Consider the following 15,717-nt stretch of genomic DNA (forward strand, 5'->3'; position numbering starts at 1 on the left):
GCAGCCGGCAATTGCATTGCCGGCGGGAACGCGGCAAAGTCGCGGCATGACCGATACGCCCAGCCGCCCCGACCGCACATCCACCTATGACAATGGAATCACGGGCGTTCTGTCCCAGATGGAGGCGCGGCGCGAGCCCTTGAGCTTTGCCGCCAACGAAGCGCTGCCGCCGCCGGATGTGGATTTCGGCCCGCTCAAGGCGCATATCGTGCCGCCGCAGGACGACGATCCCCTGCGCCATGCTCCGGTGCGCTCGTCCAATCGCCGCAAGCTGCTGGAAATTCGCGAGGAAATGGCCGGCCGGAGCGAGTTCTGCGCCTTGCACGGGCTGCTTATCGCGCATCTGCGCAAATCTGCGCAGCCAGCCCATACCGCCGCGCTGTTTCATCGGATGTGGGCCGAGGAAAGCGTCCACCTGCTGGCGCAGCTCGATCCGCGCTGGCTGGTATCGGCGCTCACGACCTTCGGCGATCACGGCCAGACCGAGGTGCAGCGCCGGGTCGGTCAGGCGATGACGGTGCTGTTCGGCACGATGAAACTCTACGAGAGCGAACGGCGCCATTCCGGTTTCCCGGCCGACCGGCCGTTTGCCCTGAAAGGCAAGGATCGCGGGCCGCTGCCGCTGGAAATGGATGCCTTTCACCTGCCCGCCGGCGGGCTCGACGTTAATATGCTCGGCCGGCTCTGGGTCGATGCCGAAGAGGACGTGGTGCTGCGCCCCCTGGCGCATCACCTGCTCGACCTGCTGATCCACGATCCGCGCACCGTCTTTCGCCGGCTTCGCATCATGCGCCAGCGCAAGGCCCGCCGCGACGCGGCACAGGCGGCCGAAACCGACACCCCTGAGGAGCCGAAGGTCACCGCCCCCGTCCGCCACGTGCCGCCCCGGCGCGGGCCGCTGCCAAGGTGGGGCGTGGTCTGCACCACCCATGCGCCGCTGGCCGACATCCAGCGCTTTGCCGCGCATTACCTGACCCTCGGCGCCAGCCGCATCACACTCTACCTCGACAATCCCGCGCCCGAGGTCAGCGCCTTTTTCGCCGGGCATGCCGCAGTCGAGGTCATCGCCTGCGACGCGGCCTACTGGCAGGACGCCGGCAAGCCGCGCCCCGCCGCGCATCAATTGCGCCAGGCGCATAATGCGACCCGCGCCTACCGCGCCAGCGATCTCGATTTCCTCGGACATTTTGACACCGACGAATTCCTTCTGCCACAGGTCGAGGTGGCGCGTGGCCTGCGCTTTGTCTCGGAGGACTGCGCCCAGGCGCGCGTGCGCCCGGTCGAGCTTCTGGCGCCGCAGGACGGTCTGCCCCGCCATTTCAAGCGCACCCACCGCCAGGTCGGCGCGAAACGCGGCGTGCTCTCCGAGATCTACCCGCATTACGGCAGCTATCTCACCGGCGGCTTCATCAGCCACACCAGCGGCAAGGTCTTTGCCCGCACCCGGCTCTCGGATGTGCGTTTCGGCATTCACGGGCTGCGGCTGGTTGGCAAGGCGGTGGGCAACGAGGGCGCGCTGCCGCGCATGATGTTGGCGCATTGCCACGCCGCCAGTTTCGAACATTTCCGCGACCGGGTGACATTTCGCCTGACCCGCGGCTCTTATCGCAAGCCCGAGGATGACGATGCCATGCGCCTGGGCGATGTGCTGGATTTCGTGCTGGACACCGAGGGCGAGGCCGGTCTGCGGCATTTCTTCGACGAGGTCTGCACCGACAGCGCCCCGCTGCGCGACAGGCTGGCGCGCCACGACATGCTGGTGACGCAAGAGCTCGATCTCGATGCCCAGGTCCGGACCGTCTTTGGCCCGCGCGCGGCGGATGCGGGCGCCGCATGACCCGCTGGGGCATCGTCTCGACTGTCAAGGCAGACGCGCGCGACATCCTGAACTTTGCCGCCTATCACCTCGAGCGCGGCGCGCATCGGCTTTATCTCTATCTCGACGCGCCCGACCCCGCGGTGTTCGACCGGCTTGCGGCGCATCCCAAGATCAAGGTGGTGGCCTGCGACGACAACTGGTGGGCCAAACGCCGGGGCCGACCCGAGAAACACCAGTCGCGACAGTTCCTCAACGCCCGCCACGCCTATAACCGCAGGGTCGAGGTCGACTGGCTGGCGCATATCGACGTCGACGAATTCCTCTGGCCCGCCCGCCCCCTGGCCGCGCAGCTGGCCGACCTGCCCCAGGACTGCCTCTGCGCTCGCGCCCGCCCGATCGAGGCACTGGCCCCCGCCCCGGGCAGCAGCGGCCCCGAAACCACCTTCAAGGCCTTTCACCTGGCCCCGGCAGAGCGCCAGCGCGCCGCCGAGCGGGTGTTTCCCACCTATGGCCGGCATCTCAGCGGCGGCTTTCTCAGCCATGTGGCGGGCAAGCTTGTCTACCGCACTGGCATCGACGGGCTGCGGGCAAAAATCCACAATATCGAGGTCGACGGCCGCCAGAACCCCGGCGAACAGCCCCTGCCCGAGACCGAGCTTTGCCACATGCATGCGCAAAGCTGGGAAGACTGGCAAAGCAGCTATCGCTATCGCATGGCCAGAGGCTCCTACCGCCCGGACCTCAAGCCGCAGGTCAACCGGCACTCCGGCGGGCTGAGCCTGCATGAGCTGTTTTCGCGACTCGAATCCGAGGCGGGCGTCGCCGGCCTGCGCCGGTTTTACGACGAGATCTGCCTCGCCACCCCGGCGCTTTGCGACCGTCTCGCCGCCGAGGGCCTGCTGCGCCGGCACGACCTGAACCTCGACGCAGCCCGCGTCAGGCAGTTTCCCGGCACTTGAAACGCCGGAAATGCTTCCCATTTGTCACAATACAGCGACAAACGGTCAGATTCAGGCCGTTTGTTTACGCTGCAATGCAGCATGATTGACCGCGCGCGCTTGGCAGGTTAGAAGCCCGCGCGGGGATCATGCTGCGAAAACGCAGGGCCATACGGGCCTCCCCCAAAATACGTACGGGCCAGAGGTGTCCGTAAACATCGGACACACATGACGAAATTTTCTGATCTCGACCTGAACCCCAAAGTCCTGAAAGCCGTCGAAGAAGCCGGTTACGAGACGCCGACGCCGATTCAGGCCGGCGCCATTCCGGCCGCGCTTCAGGGCCGCGATGTGTTGGGCATTGCCCAGACCGGCACCGGCAAGACCGCCAGCTTCACCCTGCCGATGATCCACATGCTGGCGCGCGGCCGCGCCCGCGCCCGGATGCCGCGCAGCCTGGTGCTCTGCCCGACCCGCGAACTGGCCGCGCAGGTGGCCGAGAACTTCGACACCTATGCCAAGCACGTCAAGCTGACCAAGGCGCTGCTGATCGGCGGCGTCTCGTTCAAGGAGCAGGACCTCCTGATCGACAAGGGCGTCGACGTGCTGATCGCCACCCCCGGCCGGCTGCTCGACCATTTCGAGCGCGGCAAGCTGCTGCTGACCGGCGTGCAGGTCATGGTGGTGGACGAGGCCGACCGGATGCTCGACATGGGGTTCATTCCCGACATCGAGCGCATCTTCTCGCTCACCCCCTTCACCCGCCAGACGCTGTTCTTCTCGGCCACCATGGCGCCCGAGATCGAGCGGATCACCAACACCTTCCTGTCGGCGCCCGAGCGCATCGAAGTGGCCCGCCAGGCCACCGCCTCGGAAACCATCGAACAGGGTGTGGTGATGTTCAAGGCCTCGCGCCGCGATCGCGAAGGCAGCGAGAAACGCAAGGTGCTGCGCGCGCTGATCGAGGGTGAGGGCGAGAAATGCACCAACGCCATCGTCTTCTGCAACCGCAAGACCGATGTGGACATCACCGCGAAATCGCTGAAGAAATACGGCATGGACGCGGCGCCGATCCACGGTGACCTCGACCAGTCGCAGCGCACCCGCACGCTCGAGGCCTTCCGCAATGGCGAGCTCAAGGTGTTGGTGGCCTCCGATGTCGCCGCCCGCGGCCTCGATGTGCCCTCGGTGAGCCATGTGTTCAACTTCGACGTACCCAGCCATGCCGAGGATTACGTCCACCGCATCGGCCGCACCGGCCGCGCCGGGCGCGATGGCAAGGCGCTGATGATCTGCGTGCCGAAGGACGAAAAGAACTTCGACGCCATCGAAAAGCTGATCCAGAAAGAGATCCCCCGCGTCGAAAACCCGGTCAAGACCGAGGACAAGCCGCGCCGCGGCAAATCCGAAAAAGCCGAAGAGACCCCCGAGGCCGAAACCGCCGCCAAGCCCGACCGCCGCAGCCGGGGCGAACGCCCCGAGCGCAAGGAGGCCGCACCCGAGCGCCAGGAGCGCAACGACCGCACCGACACCAAGCCGCAGGACAAGCCGTCCCGCGGCCGGGGCGGTCGCCGCACCGGCGGGGGCGACAACAAGGTGGTCGGCATGGGCGATCACATGCCCCAGTTCATCGCGCTGAGCTTCGACGAACGCCGCGCCGGCTGACAAAAAGGCGGGGCCGCAACCGACCCCGCCGCATCTGTTCGCCCTGATGTGCCGCCTCAGGCCAGCTTGGCGTCCAGGGTGATCTCGGCATTCAGAAGCTTCGAGATCGGGCAGCCTTCCTTGGCGGCATTGGCGGCCTTCATGAAATCCTCTTCGCTTGCGCCCGGCACCTTGGCCTCGAGCACCAGATGCGATTTGGTCACCGCGAAGCCGCCGTCCTTCTGCTCCAGCGAGACCGTGGCCGAGGTGGCGATGTCATCGGCGGTCAACCCGGCCTCGCCGAGAATCATCGACAGCGCCATCGAAAAACAGCTCGCATGCGCCGCGGCGATCAGCTCTTCCGGGTTGCTGCCCGCCTCGCCTTCGAACCGCTTGTTGAAACCGTAGTTGACCTTGTCCAGCACGCCCGACTCGGTCGAAACCGTGCCGCTGCCGTCCTTCAGGCCACCCTTCCAATTGGCGGAACCGGATTTCTTGATCATGGGTACACTCCGTTGTCTGATTGCACGGCCCTGCGGCCGCTCCCTCCAGACAATAGGGCGTTGCGCCGCGCTTGCACCCTGGAACCGCGATTAATTTCCCTCCGGCGCAAGTCCTGCACCGCTCCGCCGCTTCTTCTGGCCGGAAATATCCCGGGGGTCCGGGGGCAGAGCCCCCGGCGCTCTCGGCACGCGCAGGCGTGGCGACCTCAGCTCAGCCGGCTGACAATCACCGTGACTTCCGGTTTCTTGCCAATCTCGTTCATCGTCGAATTGCGCGCGATCCGCCGCATGTCCTCGTCAAGCTTGTCGTCGTCGGTCAAGGTCCGGTCGCCGGCGCGTCCGAGGTATTGCGCCAGGTCCTCTTCCAGCACATCGACCAGCGGCGCCTGGCTGCGGCCGATCTCCGGCAGCCCCATGACCTCGCACCAGGGGTTGCCCAGCGGCTCGTCGTCCTCGTCGAGGATCACCGTCACGATCACATGGCCGTTCAGCGCCATGCGAATCCGGTCGCGGATGATGCCGTCCAGCGCGCCGATCTGGATCGCGCCGTCCAGATAGACCCGGCCGGTCTCGACATAGCCCACCACCTCGGGGCGGTCGCCCGTGAGGTCAAGCATGGTGCCGTTGATTGCCAGCGCCGCCGCCCGGCCCTTGCGCTGGGTCAGCTTCACATGCTCACGCAGGTGCCGATGCTCGCCATGCATCGGGATCACCATCTGCGGCTGCACGATGTCCTGCATCCGCTCCAGATCGGGCCGGTTGGCATGTCCCGACACGTGGTAGAGCCCGGAGGAATCGTCCACCACATCCACCCCCTTTTCCGAGAGCTGGTTCATGATGCGGATCACGCCCTTCTCGTTGCCCGGAATGGTCTTGGAGGAAAACAGGAAGAGATCGCCCTCCTTCAGCTCCAGCCCGTTGTACTTGCCCCGCGCCAGCTGCGCCGAGGCCGCGCGGCGTTCGCCCTGCGAGCCGGTCACCAGCAGCATCAGGTTCTCGCGCGGAATGCTGCCCGCATCCTCGGGCGAGACCACCTTGGGGAAATCCGTGAGCACCCCGGTCTCGATCGCCGCCTCGATCATCCGCCGCATCGCCCGGCCCAGCAGCACGATCGACCGCCCGGCCCGCTGCCCGGCCTCCGCCAGGGTCTTCACCCGCGCCACGTTCGAGGCGAAGGTCGTGGCACAGACCAGCCCGGAGGCGCCGGCCACCAGGGTTTCGATCTCCGGGCCCACGGTCACCTCGGACCGGCCCGCATGCTGCGAAAAGACATTGGTCGAATCGCAGACCAGCGCCTTGATGCCCGGGGTCGCCACCTCGGCCCAGAGCGCCGGATCGAAGGCCTCGCCCACCACCGGCGTCTCGTCGAGCTTGAAGTCGCCGGTGTGCATCAGCCGGCCCGCCGGCGTGTCGATCACCAGCGCCGAACTTTCCGGGATCGAATGCGAGATCGGCAGGAACCCCACGGAAAAGGGCCCCGCCTCGACCGTCTCGGGCCAGGCCGAGACGGTCTTGACCACGGTCTCCGGCAGGCCCTTCTCGTCCATCTTGCGCCGCGCGATATTGGCGGTGAAGGCGCGGGCATAAACCGGCGCGCCGAGCCGCTCCCAGAACTGGTGCACCGCGCCCACATGGTCTTCATGCGCATGGGTGATGAAGATCGCCTCGAGCCGGTCGCGCCGCTCGATCAGCCAGGTCATGTCGGGAAAGATCAGGTCGACCCCCGGTGTGCCGTCCATGTCAGGGAAGGTCACCCCCAGATCGACCAGGATCAGGCGTTCGTTGTCCTCCGGCCCGTAACCGTAGACATAGGCATTCATGCCGATTTCGCCTGCCCCGCCAAGCGGCAGGTAGATGATGCGTTCACTGCTCATGGGCAATCCCGTTTTCCTTGTTGTAGGCATGGATCACCGTCAGCCCATGCATCGTCAGATCGTCTTCGATGGTGTCAAATAACATGTCACCCTGTGCGAACAAGGGCGCAAGCCCGCCTGTGCCGATGATCCGCATCGGACGGGCATATTCCTTGCGGATCCGCTCGGTAATGCCGGTGACAAGGCCGACATATCCCCAGAACACGCCGGACTGGATACATTGCACCGTATTGGTGCCGATCACCTTGTCCGGGCGCGAGATGTCCACATGCGGCAGCGCGGCGGCGCCCATGTGCAGCGCTTCGAGGCTGAGGTTGACGCCGGGGGCGATCACCCCGCCGACATAGGCCCCGTCTTCGGCCACCACGTCAAAGGTGGTGGCGGTGCCGAAATCCACCACGATCAGATCGCCGCCATGGCGCTCGAAGGCGCCGGCGGAATTGACCAGCCGGTCCGGCCCCACCGCGGTGCCGGCATCGACCCGCGCCTGGATCGGCAACAGGCACTCGGGCCGCCCCACCACCATCGGTCGGCACCCGAAGAACCGGTCGGAAAAGACCCGCAGGTTGAACACCACCCGCGGCACGGTCGACGAGATGATCACATCGGTGATGTCGGTGTCGATGCCGTAATGTTTGATCAGCGTCGAATACCAGGTGAAATAGGCATCCGCCGTGCGCGCGTGATGGGTCGAGGTGCGCAGGGTGCAGAGGAATTCGCGGCCATCCCAGATCGAAAACACGGTATTGGTATTGCCGCAGTCAATGCAGAGCAGCATTGCGCGCCTCCCTTTCAGAAAAACACATCCGCCGCCGGAATGGCGACGCGGGATTTCGCGGTCTGCAACACCAGGTTGCCGGTCGCATCCACATCCACGAAGGTGCCGGTGGTCTCGGTCTTGCCTGTGCGCGCGGTGATCACCTCGCCCAGCCGCGCCGCCCGCGCCAGCCAGGCCTCGCGGACCGGGGCAAAGCCGTAGGTGGCGAAACCGGCCTCGTGGCGGGCAAAGGCCGCGGCCAGCGGCGTCAGGAATTCCTCCGCCGTCACCGCCACCCCGGTTTCCGACAGCAGCGACACCGGCCTTAGCGCCCGCGCCTCCACCGCCGCCACCGGCGGCGCCTGGGTCAGGTTGACGCCGATGCCGATGGCCAGCAGCCCGGGCCGCGGGCTCTCCAGCAGGATGCCGGCCACCTTGCCGCCGTTCAGCAGCACGTCATTGGGCCATTTCAGCGCAAAGCTCCCGGCCCGCCCGGTGACCGCGACAAAGGCATCGTAAAGCGCCAGAGAGGCCACGAAAGAGCGCAGCGCCGCCGTCTGCGGCGCGCCCTGCGGCCGCATCACCAGGGTGGCCGAGAAATTGCCGTCGGGATCGGCCCAGGGCCTACCGCGCCGGCCACGCCCGGCGGTCTGTCGCAGGCCGAGGATCCACTCCGGGCCGCTCAGCGCCTCGGCGACCCGCGCGGCTTCGGCATTGGTGCTGTCGACCTCGGGCAGAACCCGGCGCCCATACCCCTCAGGCCAGTGCATCACGTGGTCCTTCTTCTCTTGTCAAATACGCCCGTGCCGGAACGGCACCGGGCCGCGCGGGGCTCGATGCCCTGCGCGGCCCGGCCGGTCCGGTCAGTTGACAAGCGTTGCCGCCGCAGCCTCTGCCACGGTCTCGATGCCGAAGAAATTGACCACGCCGATCAGCATCACCGCCGCCGAGGCCATCAGGAACCCGTAGAGGATCGGTGATCCGCCCCTGTCGAGCGCCTCGTCGGTCTCCTGGCCGAAATACATGTAGAAAACGATCCGCAGGTAATAGAATGCGCCGATCACCGAGGCGATGACACCGGCCACCGCCAGCCAGACCAGATCGCCCTCGACCGCCGCGCGCAGCACATAGAGCTTGCCGAAGAACCCCAGGAACGGCGGCACACCGGCCAACGAGAACAGCAGGAAGAGCATCGCCAGCGCCTTGCCCGGTTCGCGGCGGGAATAGAGATGCAGGCTGTCGATCGACACCACCGGCGCGCCGTCCTTCGACATCGACATGATAAAGGCGAAGGTGCCGACGTTCATCGTCACGTAGATCGCCATATAGAGCAGCATCGCCTGCACGCCGAACACCGTGCCCGAGGCCAGCCCCATCAGCGCATACCCCATATGGGCAATCGAGGAATAGGCCATCAGGCGCTTGATGTTGGTCTGGCCGATCGCCGCAACCGCGCCGAGAAACATCGACAGCACCGACAGGAGCGCGATGATCTGTTGCCAGTCGCCGGTGACCCCGCCGAAGGCATCGTGCAGCACCCGGGCAAAGAGCGCCATGGCCGCCACCTTGGGCGCGGTGGCAAAGAAGGCGGTGACCGGCGTCGGCGAGCCCTCGTAGACATCCGGCGTCCACATGTGGAACGGCACCGCCGAGACCTTGAACGCCAGCCCCGAGATCAGGAAGACAAGACCGAAGAGCAGGCCGAGCGAGGTCTCGCCCGAGGCCGCCAGGATCACGCCGGCGAACTGCGTGGTGCCGGCAAAGCCGTAAACCAGCGAGGCGCCATAGAGCAGCAGGCCCGAGGAGAGCGCGCCGAGAACGAAGTACTTGAGGCCCGCCTCGGTGGATTTCACGCTGTCGCGGCGCAGGGCCGCCACCACGTAAAGCGCCAGCGATTGCAGCTCGAGCCCCATGTAAAGCGCCATCAGGTCGCCGGCCGAGACCATCATCATCATGCCGACGGTGGCCAGGGCGATCAGCAGCGGATATTCGAATTTCAGAAGGCCCCGCGCCGCGAGATAGCCCTGGCTCATCGCCAGTACCGCCGCCGCCGAAAGCAGGATCATCACCTTGGCAAACCGGGCAAAGCCGTCGTCGATGAACATGCCGCCAAAGGCCGTCACCGTGGTGCCGCCGCTGGTGGCGATATAGAAGGCCAGCGCCGCGAACACCCCGGCGGTGATCCATGTCAGCAGCCCGGCCAGCTCGTCCTTGGCGGTATAGACGGCCGCCAGAAGCGCCAGCATGGCATAGACCGACAGCACGATCTCGGGAAGGATGACGTTCAGATCAGCCTGAATCATGTTCCGGCTCCTTAATGCCCGGCAACCTGGACCGCATCACCCGATGCGGCCAGCGCCGTCTGATAGTTGGATACAAGCGCCTCGACCGAGGGCCCGATGATATCGGTGACCAGCGCCGGATAGACGCCCAGCAGGATCGTCATCACGACAAGCGGCGCAAAGATCGCGCGTTCGCGGCGGGTCATGTCGGTGATCGTGCGCAGGCTCTCCTTGATCAGATCGCCGAACACCACCCGGCGATACAGCCAGAGCGCATAGCCCGCCGAGAGGATCACCCCCGAGGTGGCCACCGCCGCGACCCAGGTGTTGGCCTGGAAAATGCCCACCAGCGTCAGGAATTCACCGACAAACCCGCTGGTGCCCGGCAGGCCGACATTGGCCATGGTGAAGAGCATGAAGATCAGCGCATAGGCCGGCATCCGGTTCACCAGCCCGCCGTAGGCGTCGATCTCGCGGGTGTGCATCCGGTCATAGATCACCCCCACGCAAAGGAAGAGCGCGCCGGAGATGAAGCCGTGCGAGATCATCTGGAAGATCGCGCCGTCGATGCCCTGCTGGTTGGCGGCAAAGATACCCGCCGTGACATAGCCCATGTGCGCCACCGAGGAATAGGCGATGAGCTTCTTCATGTCCTCCTGCACCAGCGCCACCAGCGAGGTGTAGACAATGGCGATGGCCGAGAGCCAGAGCACCAGCGGCGCCATCACCTCCGAGCCGACCGGGAACATCGGCAGCGAGAAGCGCAGGAAGCCGTAACCCCCCATCTTCAGCAGGATCGCCGCCAGCACGACAGAGCCCGCGGTTGGCGCCTGCACGTGGGCGTCGGGCAGCCAGGTGTGCACCGGCCACATCGGCATCTTGACCGCGAAACTGGCGAAGAAGGCCAGGAACATCAGGGTCTGCGCCCCGCCGACGATCTGGATGCCCAGAAGCGAGAAGCTCTCGGAGCCGAATTCGTGGTTCATCAGCGTCGGAATATCGGTGGTGCCGGCCTGGGTGTACATCACCACCAGCGCCACCAGCATCAGCACCGAGCCGATAAAGGTGTAGAGGAAGAACTTGAAGCTGGCATAGATCCGGTTCTTGCCGCCCCAGATGCCGATGATCAGGAACATCGGGATCAGACCGGCCTCGAAGAACAGGTAGAACAGCACGATGTCGAGCGCCATGAAGACGCCGAGCATCAGCGTTTCGAGCACCAGGAAGGCGATCATGTATTCCTTGACCCGCACCTTGATGTCCCAGCTCGCGGCGATGCAGAGCGGCATGATGAAGGTGGTCAGCAGGACAAAGAGCACCGAGATGCCGTCGACGCCCATCTTGTACCTGAGCCCGAGCAGCCAGTCGGCCTCTTCGACAAACTGGAAGCCGGTGTCATTGGGATCGAACTGCGCCAGGATGAACAGCGAGATCAGAAAGGTCGCCCCGGTGGCGATCAGCGCCAGCCATTTGGCGTTGCGGTTCGCCGCCTCGTCCTCGCCGCGCAGGAAGACGCCGAGGATCAGCGCCCCGAGAGCGGGAATGAAGGTGACAATGGAAAGCAGGTTGTCCATCAGTGCGCTCCTCCGCCGATGGTCATCCAGGTGATCAGAAGCGCGAGGCCGATCACCATGGCAAAGGCATAGCTGAAGATGTAGCCGGACTGGAAGCGCCCGGCGAGACGGGTGAAGAACGGGATCACGCCCATCGAGACGCCGTTGATCGTGCCGTCGATCGTGCCTTCGTCGCCGCGCTTCCACAGGAAGCGGCCGATTGCCTTGGCCGGTTGCACGAAGAGGAAGTCATAGGCCTCGTCAAAGTACCACTTGTTGAGCAGGAAGAGGTAGAGCGGGCGCTGCTGTTCGGCCAGCCGCTTCGGCAGGCCCGGGTTGACGATGTAGAACCAGAAGGCGGTGCCGAAACCGATCAGCATGGCAATGAACGGCGACAGCTTGACCCAGGTCGGCACATAATGCGCCTCGTGCAGCACGGTGTTCTCGGGCGCCATGTAGATCGCCGCCGCGCCCGGCGCGCTTTCCATCACGTAGTGCAGTTCCGATGCCTTGGGGCTGCGCTCCTTGACCGCTTCGACCAGCTCGGCAGAGGGTTCGCCATAGGTGCCGCCAAAGTATTTCACCACCTCGTTGGGCTTGCCGAAGAACGAGCTGTACCAGATCATCCCGGCAAATACCGAGCCGACCGCCAGAACGCCCAGCGGCACCAGCATGGTCATCGGGCTTTCATGCGCGTGCTCATGCGTGTGCTTGTCGCCGCGCTGCTTGCCGTAGAAGGTCATGAACATCAGCCGCCAGGAATAGAAGCTGGTGAACAGCGCCGCCACCACCAGCGCCCAGAAGGCAAAGCCGCCGGCGGTCCCGACATAGGCGCTTTCGATGACCGCATCCTTCGACGCGAAACCGGCAAAGCCGATCCAGCCGGTCAGCGGGATGCCGACGCCGGTGATTGCCAGCGTACCGATCATCATCGCCCAGAAGGTATAGGGGATCTTCTTGCGCAAGTTGCCGTAGTTCCGCATGTCCTGCTCGTGGTGCATCGCATGGATCACCGAGCCGGCGCCGAGGAAGAGCATCGCCTTGAAGAAGGCATGGGTCAGCAGGTGGAACATCGCCACCGAGTAGACGCCGACGCCCGCCGCCACGAACATGTAGCCCAGCTGCGACATGGTCGAATAGGCGATCACCCGTTTGATGTCGTTCTGCACCAGGCCGATGGTCGCCGCGACAAAGGCGGTGGCCGCGCCGAGGAAGGTGATGAAGGCGGTGGCTTCGGGCGCAAATTCCATCAGCGGCGACATGCGGCTGACAAGGAAGACACCCGCCGTCACCATCGTCGCGGCGTGGATCAGCGCCGAGACCGGCGTCGGGCCTTCCATCGCATCTGGCAGCCAAGTGTGCAGGAAAAGCTGGGCCGATTTGCCCATCGCGCCGATGAACAGCAGGATGGCGATCAGGTTGGCGGCATTCCACTCTGTCCAGAGGAAGGTGAGCTGCGTCGTCGCCAGCTCGGGCGCGGCCGCAAAGATATCGTCGAAGCGGATCGAGTCGGTCAGGAAGAACAGACCGAAGATGCCGAGCGCAAAGCCGAAGTCGCCGACCCGGTTGACCACGAAGGCCTTGATCGCGGCGGCATTGGCCGAGGGCTTGCGATAGTAGAAGCCGATCAGCAGGTAAGAGGCGACGCCGACGCCTTCCCAGCCAAAGAACATCTGCACCAGGTTGTCGGCGGTCACCAGCATCAGCATCGCAAAGGTGAAGAACGACAGATAGGCAAAAAAGCGCGGCTTGTAGGTCTCGCCCTTTTTCCACTGCGGGTCGTGGGCCATGTAGCCGAAGCTGTAGAGATGCACGAGCGCCGAGACCGTCGTCACCACGACCAGCATGACCGAAGTCAGCCGGTCGAGCCGGATCGACCAGTCGGTCGAGAGCGAGCCGCTCTCGATCCAGCGCATGATCTGGATGTGCTGGGTTTCCGGCCCGTGGGTCAGGAAAACGATCCAGGAAAAGGCGCAGGCGACAAACAGCAGCCCGGTGGTGATCCACATGGCGCCGCGTTCGCCGATCAGCTTCCAGCCGAAACCACCGATGATCGCGCCGACGAGCGGGGCAAAGAGGATGATGCTTTCCATGGGCCTACCCCTTCATCACGTTGATGTCTTCCACGGCGATGGTGCCGCGGTTGCGGAAGAAGCAGACGAGGATGGCAAGCCCGATGGCCGCCTCCGCCGCCGCCACGGTCAGGACAAAGAGGGTGAAGACCTGCCCCACCAGATCGCCGAGATGGGCGGAAAAGGCGACGAGGTTGATATTGACCGCGAGAAGCATCAGCTCGATCGACATCAGCAGGATGATCACGTTCTTGCGGTTCAGGAAAAGGCCGAAGATGCCGATGACAAACAGCACCGCGGCCACCGTCAGATAATGTTCAAGTCCGATCATGTCGTCCCTCTGGGCCTCTGGCCCGTTTCGTCTTGTCCGTCCCGGGGCGCGCCCGGGTTTGTCTTGTCGCGTCCCGGGCTGTCGCCGGTCCCCGTCCCGGACCTGCTCCGGGACCTCATCGTCTGCCCTGGCCCGGAGGCCCCGGATCGCGTCCGGGGCCGGGTCAGGGTCTCACAGCCCCTGCCCCGGCTTCACGTCTTTCAGTTCCATCGCCTTGGCCGGATCGCGGTACATCTGCGCCAGCACGTTCTGACGCTTGACGTCCTGGCGATGCCGCAGGGTCAGAACGATGGCGCCGATCATCGCTACCAGCAGGATCAGGCCGGCCAGCTGGAACAGCAGGAAGTAATCGTCATAGAGGATCACCCCCAGCGCATGGGTATTGTGCACATCGACCGGCGTGACCTGGGCGCGCAGCCCCTCGGCCACCTCTGCGGTCTGCCAGGCGCCGACCGCCATGCCGAACTGCATCACCAGGATCACCCCGATCAAGAGCGCCAGCGGCATGTATTGCGCCATCTCGGCCTTGAGCTCGGCGAAATCCACGTCGAGCATCATCACCACGAAGAGGAACAGCACCGCCACCGCGCCGACGTAGACGATGATCAGCAGCATTGCCACGAACTCCGCCCCCAGGAGCACAAACAGCCCGGCGGAGGACAGGAAGGCGAGGATCAGCCAGAGCACCGAATGCACCGGGTTGCGGGCGATCACGGTGAACAGCCCCCCGGCCAGGGTGCTGAGGGCAAAGAGGTAAAAGGCGAAGACGGTCATTGTTCGTCATCCTCTTGGTCGTCCATGACGTCGCGGGCCAGCTCCATGGCCCGGTTCATCGCGGGAAGGCCGGCGAACATCGACATCTGGGCGATGGTCTCGGCGATTTCATCCTTGGTGGCGCCGGCCTCCATGGCATGGCGCACGGTCATGCGAAACGGCGTTTCCGCCTGCGCGCCCTGCATGGTCAGCCCGGCAATGGTCAGCAGCAGCCGCGTCTTGGCGTCCAGCCCCTCTTTCGAGATGCCGCGGCCGAAGGCCATCTCCATCATCTCCTTGGGCATGGTCGGCCAGAGCGCCTCGTACCCCTTGGGCGAGAACGTCTCGAGCGCCGGGTTGAAGGCCTTGGCCATCTCCTGCGCCTGCTCCATCATCAGCTCGAACGGGGTTTTTCCAGCACTCATCTGTAGGGCGCGTCCACGGCGAGATTGGCGGCGATCTCGGCTTCCCAGCGGTCGCCGTTTTCCAGCAGCTTGGCCTTGTCGTAGAACAGCTCTTCGCGGGTTTCGGTGGCAAACTCGAAGTTCGGTCCCTCGACGATGGCATCGACCGGGCAGGCCTCCTGGCAGAAGCCGCAATAGATGCATTTGGTCATGTCAATGTCATAGCGCGTGGTGCGGCGGCTGCCGTCCTCGCGCGGCTCGGCGTCGATGGTGATCGCCTGCGCCGGGCAGATCGCCTCGCAAAGCTTGCAGGCGATGCAACGTTCCTCACCATTGGGATAGCGCCGCAACACGTGCTCGCCGCGAAAGCGCGGCGACAGCGGGCCCTTCTCGTGCGGATAGTTCAGCGTCGCCTTGGGGGCAAAGAAGTACTTCAGCCCGAGCTTGAAACCCTGGATGAAATCGGTGAGCAGGAAGTACTTGGCCGCCCGGCCATAGTCGATATCAGCCATCAGTCGTCCCCTTCGCCGGCATCTTTTTCCGGCAGTTTGCCGATGTTGGGCCAGTTGCGCCTGGTGTCGCCCGCCGGCGCCTCGGAGGCGGCCTCGGCTGCCGACCCCTGCTTGGCCGCCCAGCGAAAGATCGCGGCGGCGATCTCGTTCTGCTGCGGCAGCGGGTTGCCGTCGTCGTCGTAGTCGGGCAGCCCGCAGTCCTGCACCACGAAATCCGCCAGCGACACCATGTCGATGTATTTCGCGTCGAGAATTGCGTTTTTCAGATCGGTCAT

Annotated in this window: 15 protein-coding genes; 3 read left to right on the forward strand and 12 right to left on the reverse strand. The window is 65.0% G+C overall.

Annotation, left to right across the window (positions count from 1 at the left end; genetic code table 11):
- Positions 1-46 precede the first annotated feature (46 nt).
- From PVW49_RS10665 to PVW49_RS10675, 3 genes are all read left to right on the forward strand, one after another.
- A complete protein-coding gene (locus tag PVW49_RS10665; RefSeq protein ID WP_274590519.1) occupies positions 47-1,837 on the forward strand; it encodes a glycosyltransferase family 2 protein in 1,791 nt (596 codons plus the stop codon).
- The gene (locus tag PVW49_RS10670) at positions 1,834-2,778 is read left to right on the forward strand and encodes a glycosyltransferase family 2 protein (protein WP_274590520.1); all 945 of its coding nucleotides are present in this window, start codon (positions 1,834-1,836) and stop codon (positions 2,776-2,778) included. The genes PVW49_RS10665 and PVW49_RS10670 overlap by 4 nt, the downstream gene beginning before the upstream one ends.
- Before the next feature lie 207 nt (positions 2,779-2,985).
- Entirely contained in the window at positions 2,986-4,422 is a 1,437-nt protein-coding gene (locus tag PVW49_RS10675; RefSeq protein WP_074837230.1) for a DEAD/DEAH box helicase, read from the forward strand.
- A 56-nt stretch (positions 4,423-4,478) separates the two neighbouring features.
- On the opposite strand, the gene PVW49_RS10680 is transcribed toward PVW49_RS10675, so the two are convergent.
- From PVW49_RS10680 to PVW49_RS10735, 12 genes are all read right to left on the reverse strand, one after another.
- Positions 4,479-4,904, reverse strand: coding sequence for an OsmC family protein (locus PVW49_RS10680; protein ID WP_048532283.1), 426 nt, complete (start codon positions 4,902-4,904; stop codon positions 4,479-4,481).
- Between the two features lie 206 nt (positions 4,905-5,110).
- Positions 5,111-6,778: a ribonuclease J gene (locus PVW49_RS10685; RefSeq protein WP_274590521.1), complete on the reverse strand. Its 1,668-nt coding sequence runs from the start codon at positions 6,776-6,778 to the stop codon at positions 5,111-5,113.
- Positions 6,768-7,556: a type III pantothenate kinase gene (locus PVW49_RS10690; RefSeq protein ID WP_274590522.1), complete on the reverse strand. Its 789-nt coding sequence runs from the start codon at positions 7,554-7,556 to the stop codon at positions 6,768-6,770. The genes PVW49_RS10685 and PVW49_RS10690 overlap by 11 nt, the downstream gene beginning before the upstream one ends.
- A 14-nt stretch (positions 7,557-7,570) precedes the next feature.
- Positions 7,571-8,305: a biotin--[acetyl-CoA-carboxylase] ligase gene (locus tag PVW49_RS10695; protein ID WP_274590523.1), complete on the reverse strand. Its 735-nt coding sequence runs from the start codon at positions 8,303-8,305 to the stop codon at positions 7,571-7,573.
- 93 nt (positions 8,306-8,398) lie between these two features.
- The gene (nuoN, locus tag PVW49_RS10700; RefSeq protein WP_074837228.1) at positions 8,399-9,838 is read right to left on the reverse strand and encodes an NADH-quinone oxidoreductase subunit NuoN; all 1,440 of its coding nucleotides are present in this window, start codon (positions 9,836-9,838) and stop codon (positions 8,399-8,401) included.
- Between the two features lie 11 nt (positions 9,839-9,849).
- Positions 9,850-11,391 (reverse strand): NADH-quinone oxidoreductase subunit M, encoded by a 1,542-nt coding sequence (locus PVW49_RS10705; protein WP_274590524.1) that lies wholly within the window; start codon positions 11,389-11,391, stop codon positions 9,850-9,852.
- On the reverse strand, positions 11,391-13,463 hold the full coding sequence (nuoL, locus tag PVW49_RS10710; RefSeq protein WP_274590525.1) for an NADH-quinone oxidoreductase subunit L: 2,073 nt from the start codon (positions 13,461-13,463) through the stop codon (positions 11,391-11,393). The genes PVW49_RS10705 and nuoL overlap by 1 nt, the downstream gene beginning before the upstream one ends.
- 4 nt (positions 13,464-13,467) lie before the next feature.
- Positions 13,468-13,773, reverse strand: coding sequence for an NADH-quinone oxidoreductase subunit NuoK (gene nuoK, locus PVW49_RS10715; protein WP_048532290.1), 306 nt, complete (start codon positions 13,771-13,773; stop codon positions 13,468-13,470).
- A gap of 171 nt (positions 13,774-13,944) precedes the next feature.
- On the reverse strand, positions 13,945-14,547 hold the full coding sequence (locus PVW49_RS10720) for an NADH-quinone oxidoreductase subunit J (RefSeq protein WP_048532291.1): 603 nt from the start codon (positions 14,545-14,547) through the stop codon (positions 13,945-13,947).
- Positions 14,544-14,951, reverse strand: a complete 408-nt coding sequence (locus tag PVW49_RS10725) for a carboxymuconolactone decarboxylase family protein (RefSeq protein WP_048532292.1) — start codon at positions 14,949-14,951, stop codon at positions 14,544-14,546. Before PVW49_RS10725 ends, PVW49_RS10720 begins: the two co-directional genes overlap by 4 nt.
- Positions 14,948-15,442: an NADH-quinone oxidoreductase subunit NuoI gene (nuoI, locus tag PVW49_RS10730; RefSeq protein ID WP_048532293.1), complete on the reverse strand. Its 495-nt coding sequence runs from the start codon at positions 15,440-15,442 to the stop codon at positions 14,948-14,950. The genes PVW49_RS10725 and nuoI overlap by 4 nt, the downstream gene beginning before the upstream one ends.
- Positions 15,442-15,717 carry a hypothetical protein gene (locus tag PVW49_RS10735; protein ID WP_074837225.1) on the reverse strand — a complete coding sequence of 92 codons (276 nt, stop codon included), beginning with the start codon at positions 15,715-15,717 and terminating at the stop codon, positions 15,442-15,444. Before PVW49_RS10735 ends, nuoI begins: the two co-directional genes overlap by 1 nt.

Source organism: Marinovum sp. PR37, assembly GCF_028807375.1.
GTDB classification, from domain to species: Bacteria; Pseudomonadota; Alphaproteobacteria; order Rhodobacterales; family Rhodobacteraceae; genus Marinovum; species Marinovum algicola.

Bases quoted from the DNA above. Each gene is read 5' to 3' on its own strand.
- PVW49_RS10665 (WP_274590519.1), top strand. From the start codon at position 47: ATGACCGATACGCCCAGCCGCCCCGACCGCACATCCACCTATGACAAT.
- PVW49_RS10670 (WP_274590520.1), top strand. From the start codon at position 1,834: ATGACCCGCTGGGGCATCGTCTCGACTGTCAAGGCAGACGCGCGCGAC.
- PVW49_RS10675 (WP_074837230.1), top strand. From the start codon at position 2,986: ATGACGAAATTTTCTGATCTCGACCTGAACCCCAAAGTCCTGAAAGCC.
- PVW49_RS10680 (WP_048532283.1), bottom strand. From the start codon at position 4,904: ATGATCAAGAAATCCGGTTCCGCCAATTGGAAGGGTGGCCTGAAGGAC.
- PVW49_RS10685 (WP_274590521.1), bottom strand. From the start codon at position 6,778: ATGAGCAGTGAACGCATCATCTACCTGCCGCTTGGCGGGGCAGGCGAA.
- PVW49_RS10690 (WP_274590522.1), bottom strand. From the start codon at position 7,556: ATGCTGCTCTGCATTGACTGCGGCAATACCAATACCGTGTTTTCGATC.
- PVW49_RS10695 (WP_274590523.1), bottom strand. From the start codon at position 8,305: ATGCACTGGCCTGAGGGGTATGGGCGCCGGGTTCTGCCCGAGGTCGAC.
- nuoN (WP_074837228.1), bottom strand. From the start codon at position 9,838: ATGATTCAGGCTGATCTGAACGTCATCCTTCCCGAGATCGTGCTGTCG.
- PVW49_RS10705 (WP_274590524.1), bottom strand. From the start codon at position 11,391: ATGGACAACCTGCTTTCCATTGTCACCTTCATTCCCGCTCTCGGGGCG.
- nuoL (WP_274590525.1), bottom strand. From the start codon at position 13,463: ATGGAAAGCATCATCCTCTTTGCCCCGCTCGTCGGCGCGATCATCGGT.
- nuoK (WP_048532290.1), bottom strand. From the start codon at position 13,773: ATGATCGGACTTGAACATTATCTGACGGTGGCCGCGGTGCTGTTTGTC.
- PVW49_RS10720 (WP_048532291.1), bottom strand. From the start codon at position 14,547: ATGACCGTCTTCGCCTTTTACCTCTTTGCCCTCAGCACCCTGGCCGGG.
- PVW49_RS10725 (WP_048532292.1), bottom strand. From the start codon at position 14,951: ATGAGTGCTGGAAAAACCCCGTTCGAGCTGATGATGGAGCAGGCGCAG.
- nuoI (WP_048532293.1), bottom strand. From the start codon at position 15,442: ATGGCTGATATCGACTATGGCCGGGCGGCCAAGTACTTCCTGCTCACC.
- PVW49_RS10735 (WP_074837225.1), bottom strand. From the start codon at position 15,717: ATGACCGATCTGAAAAACGCAATTCTCGACGCGAAATACATCGACATG.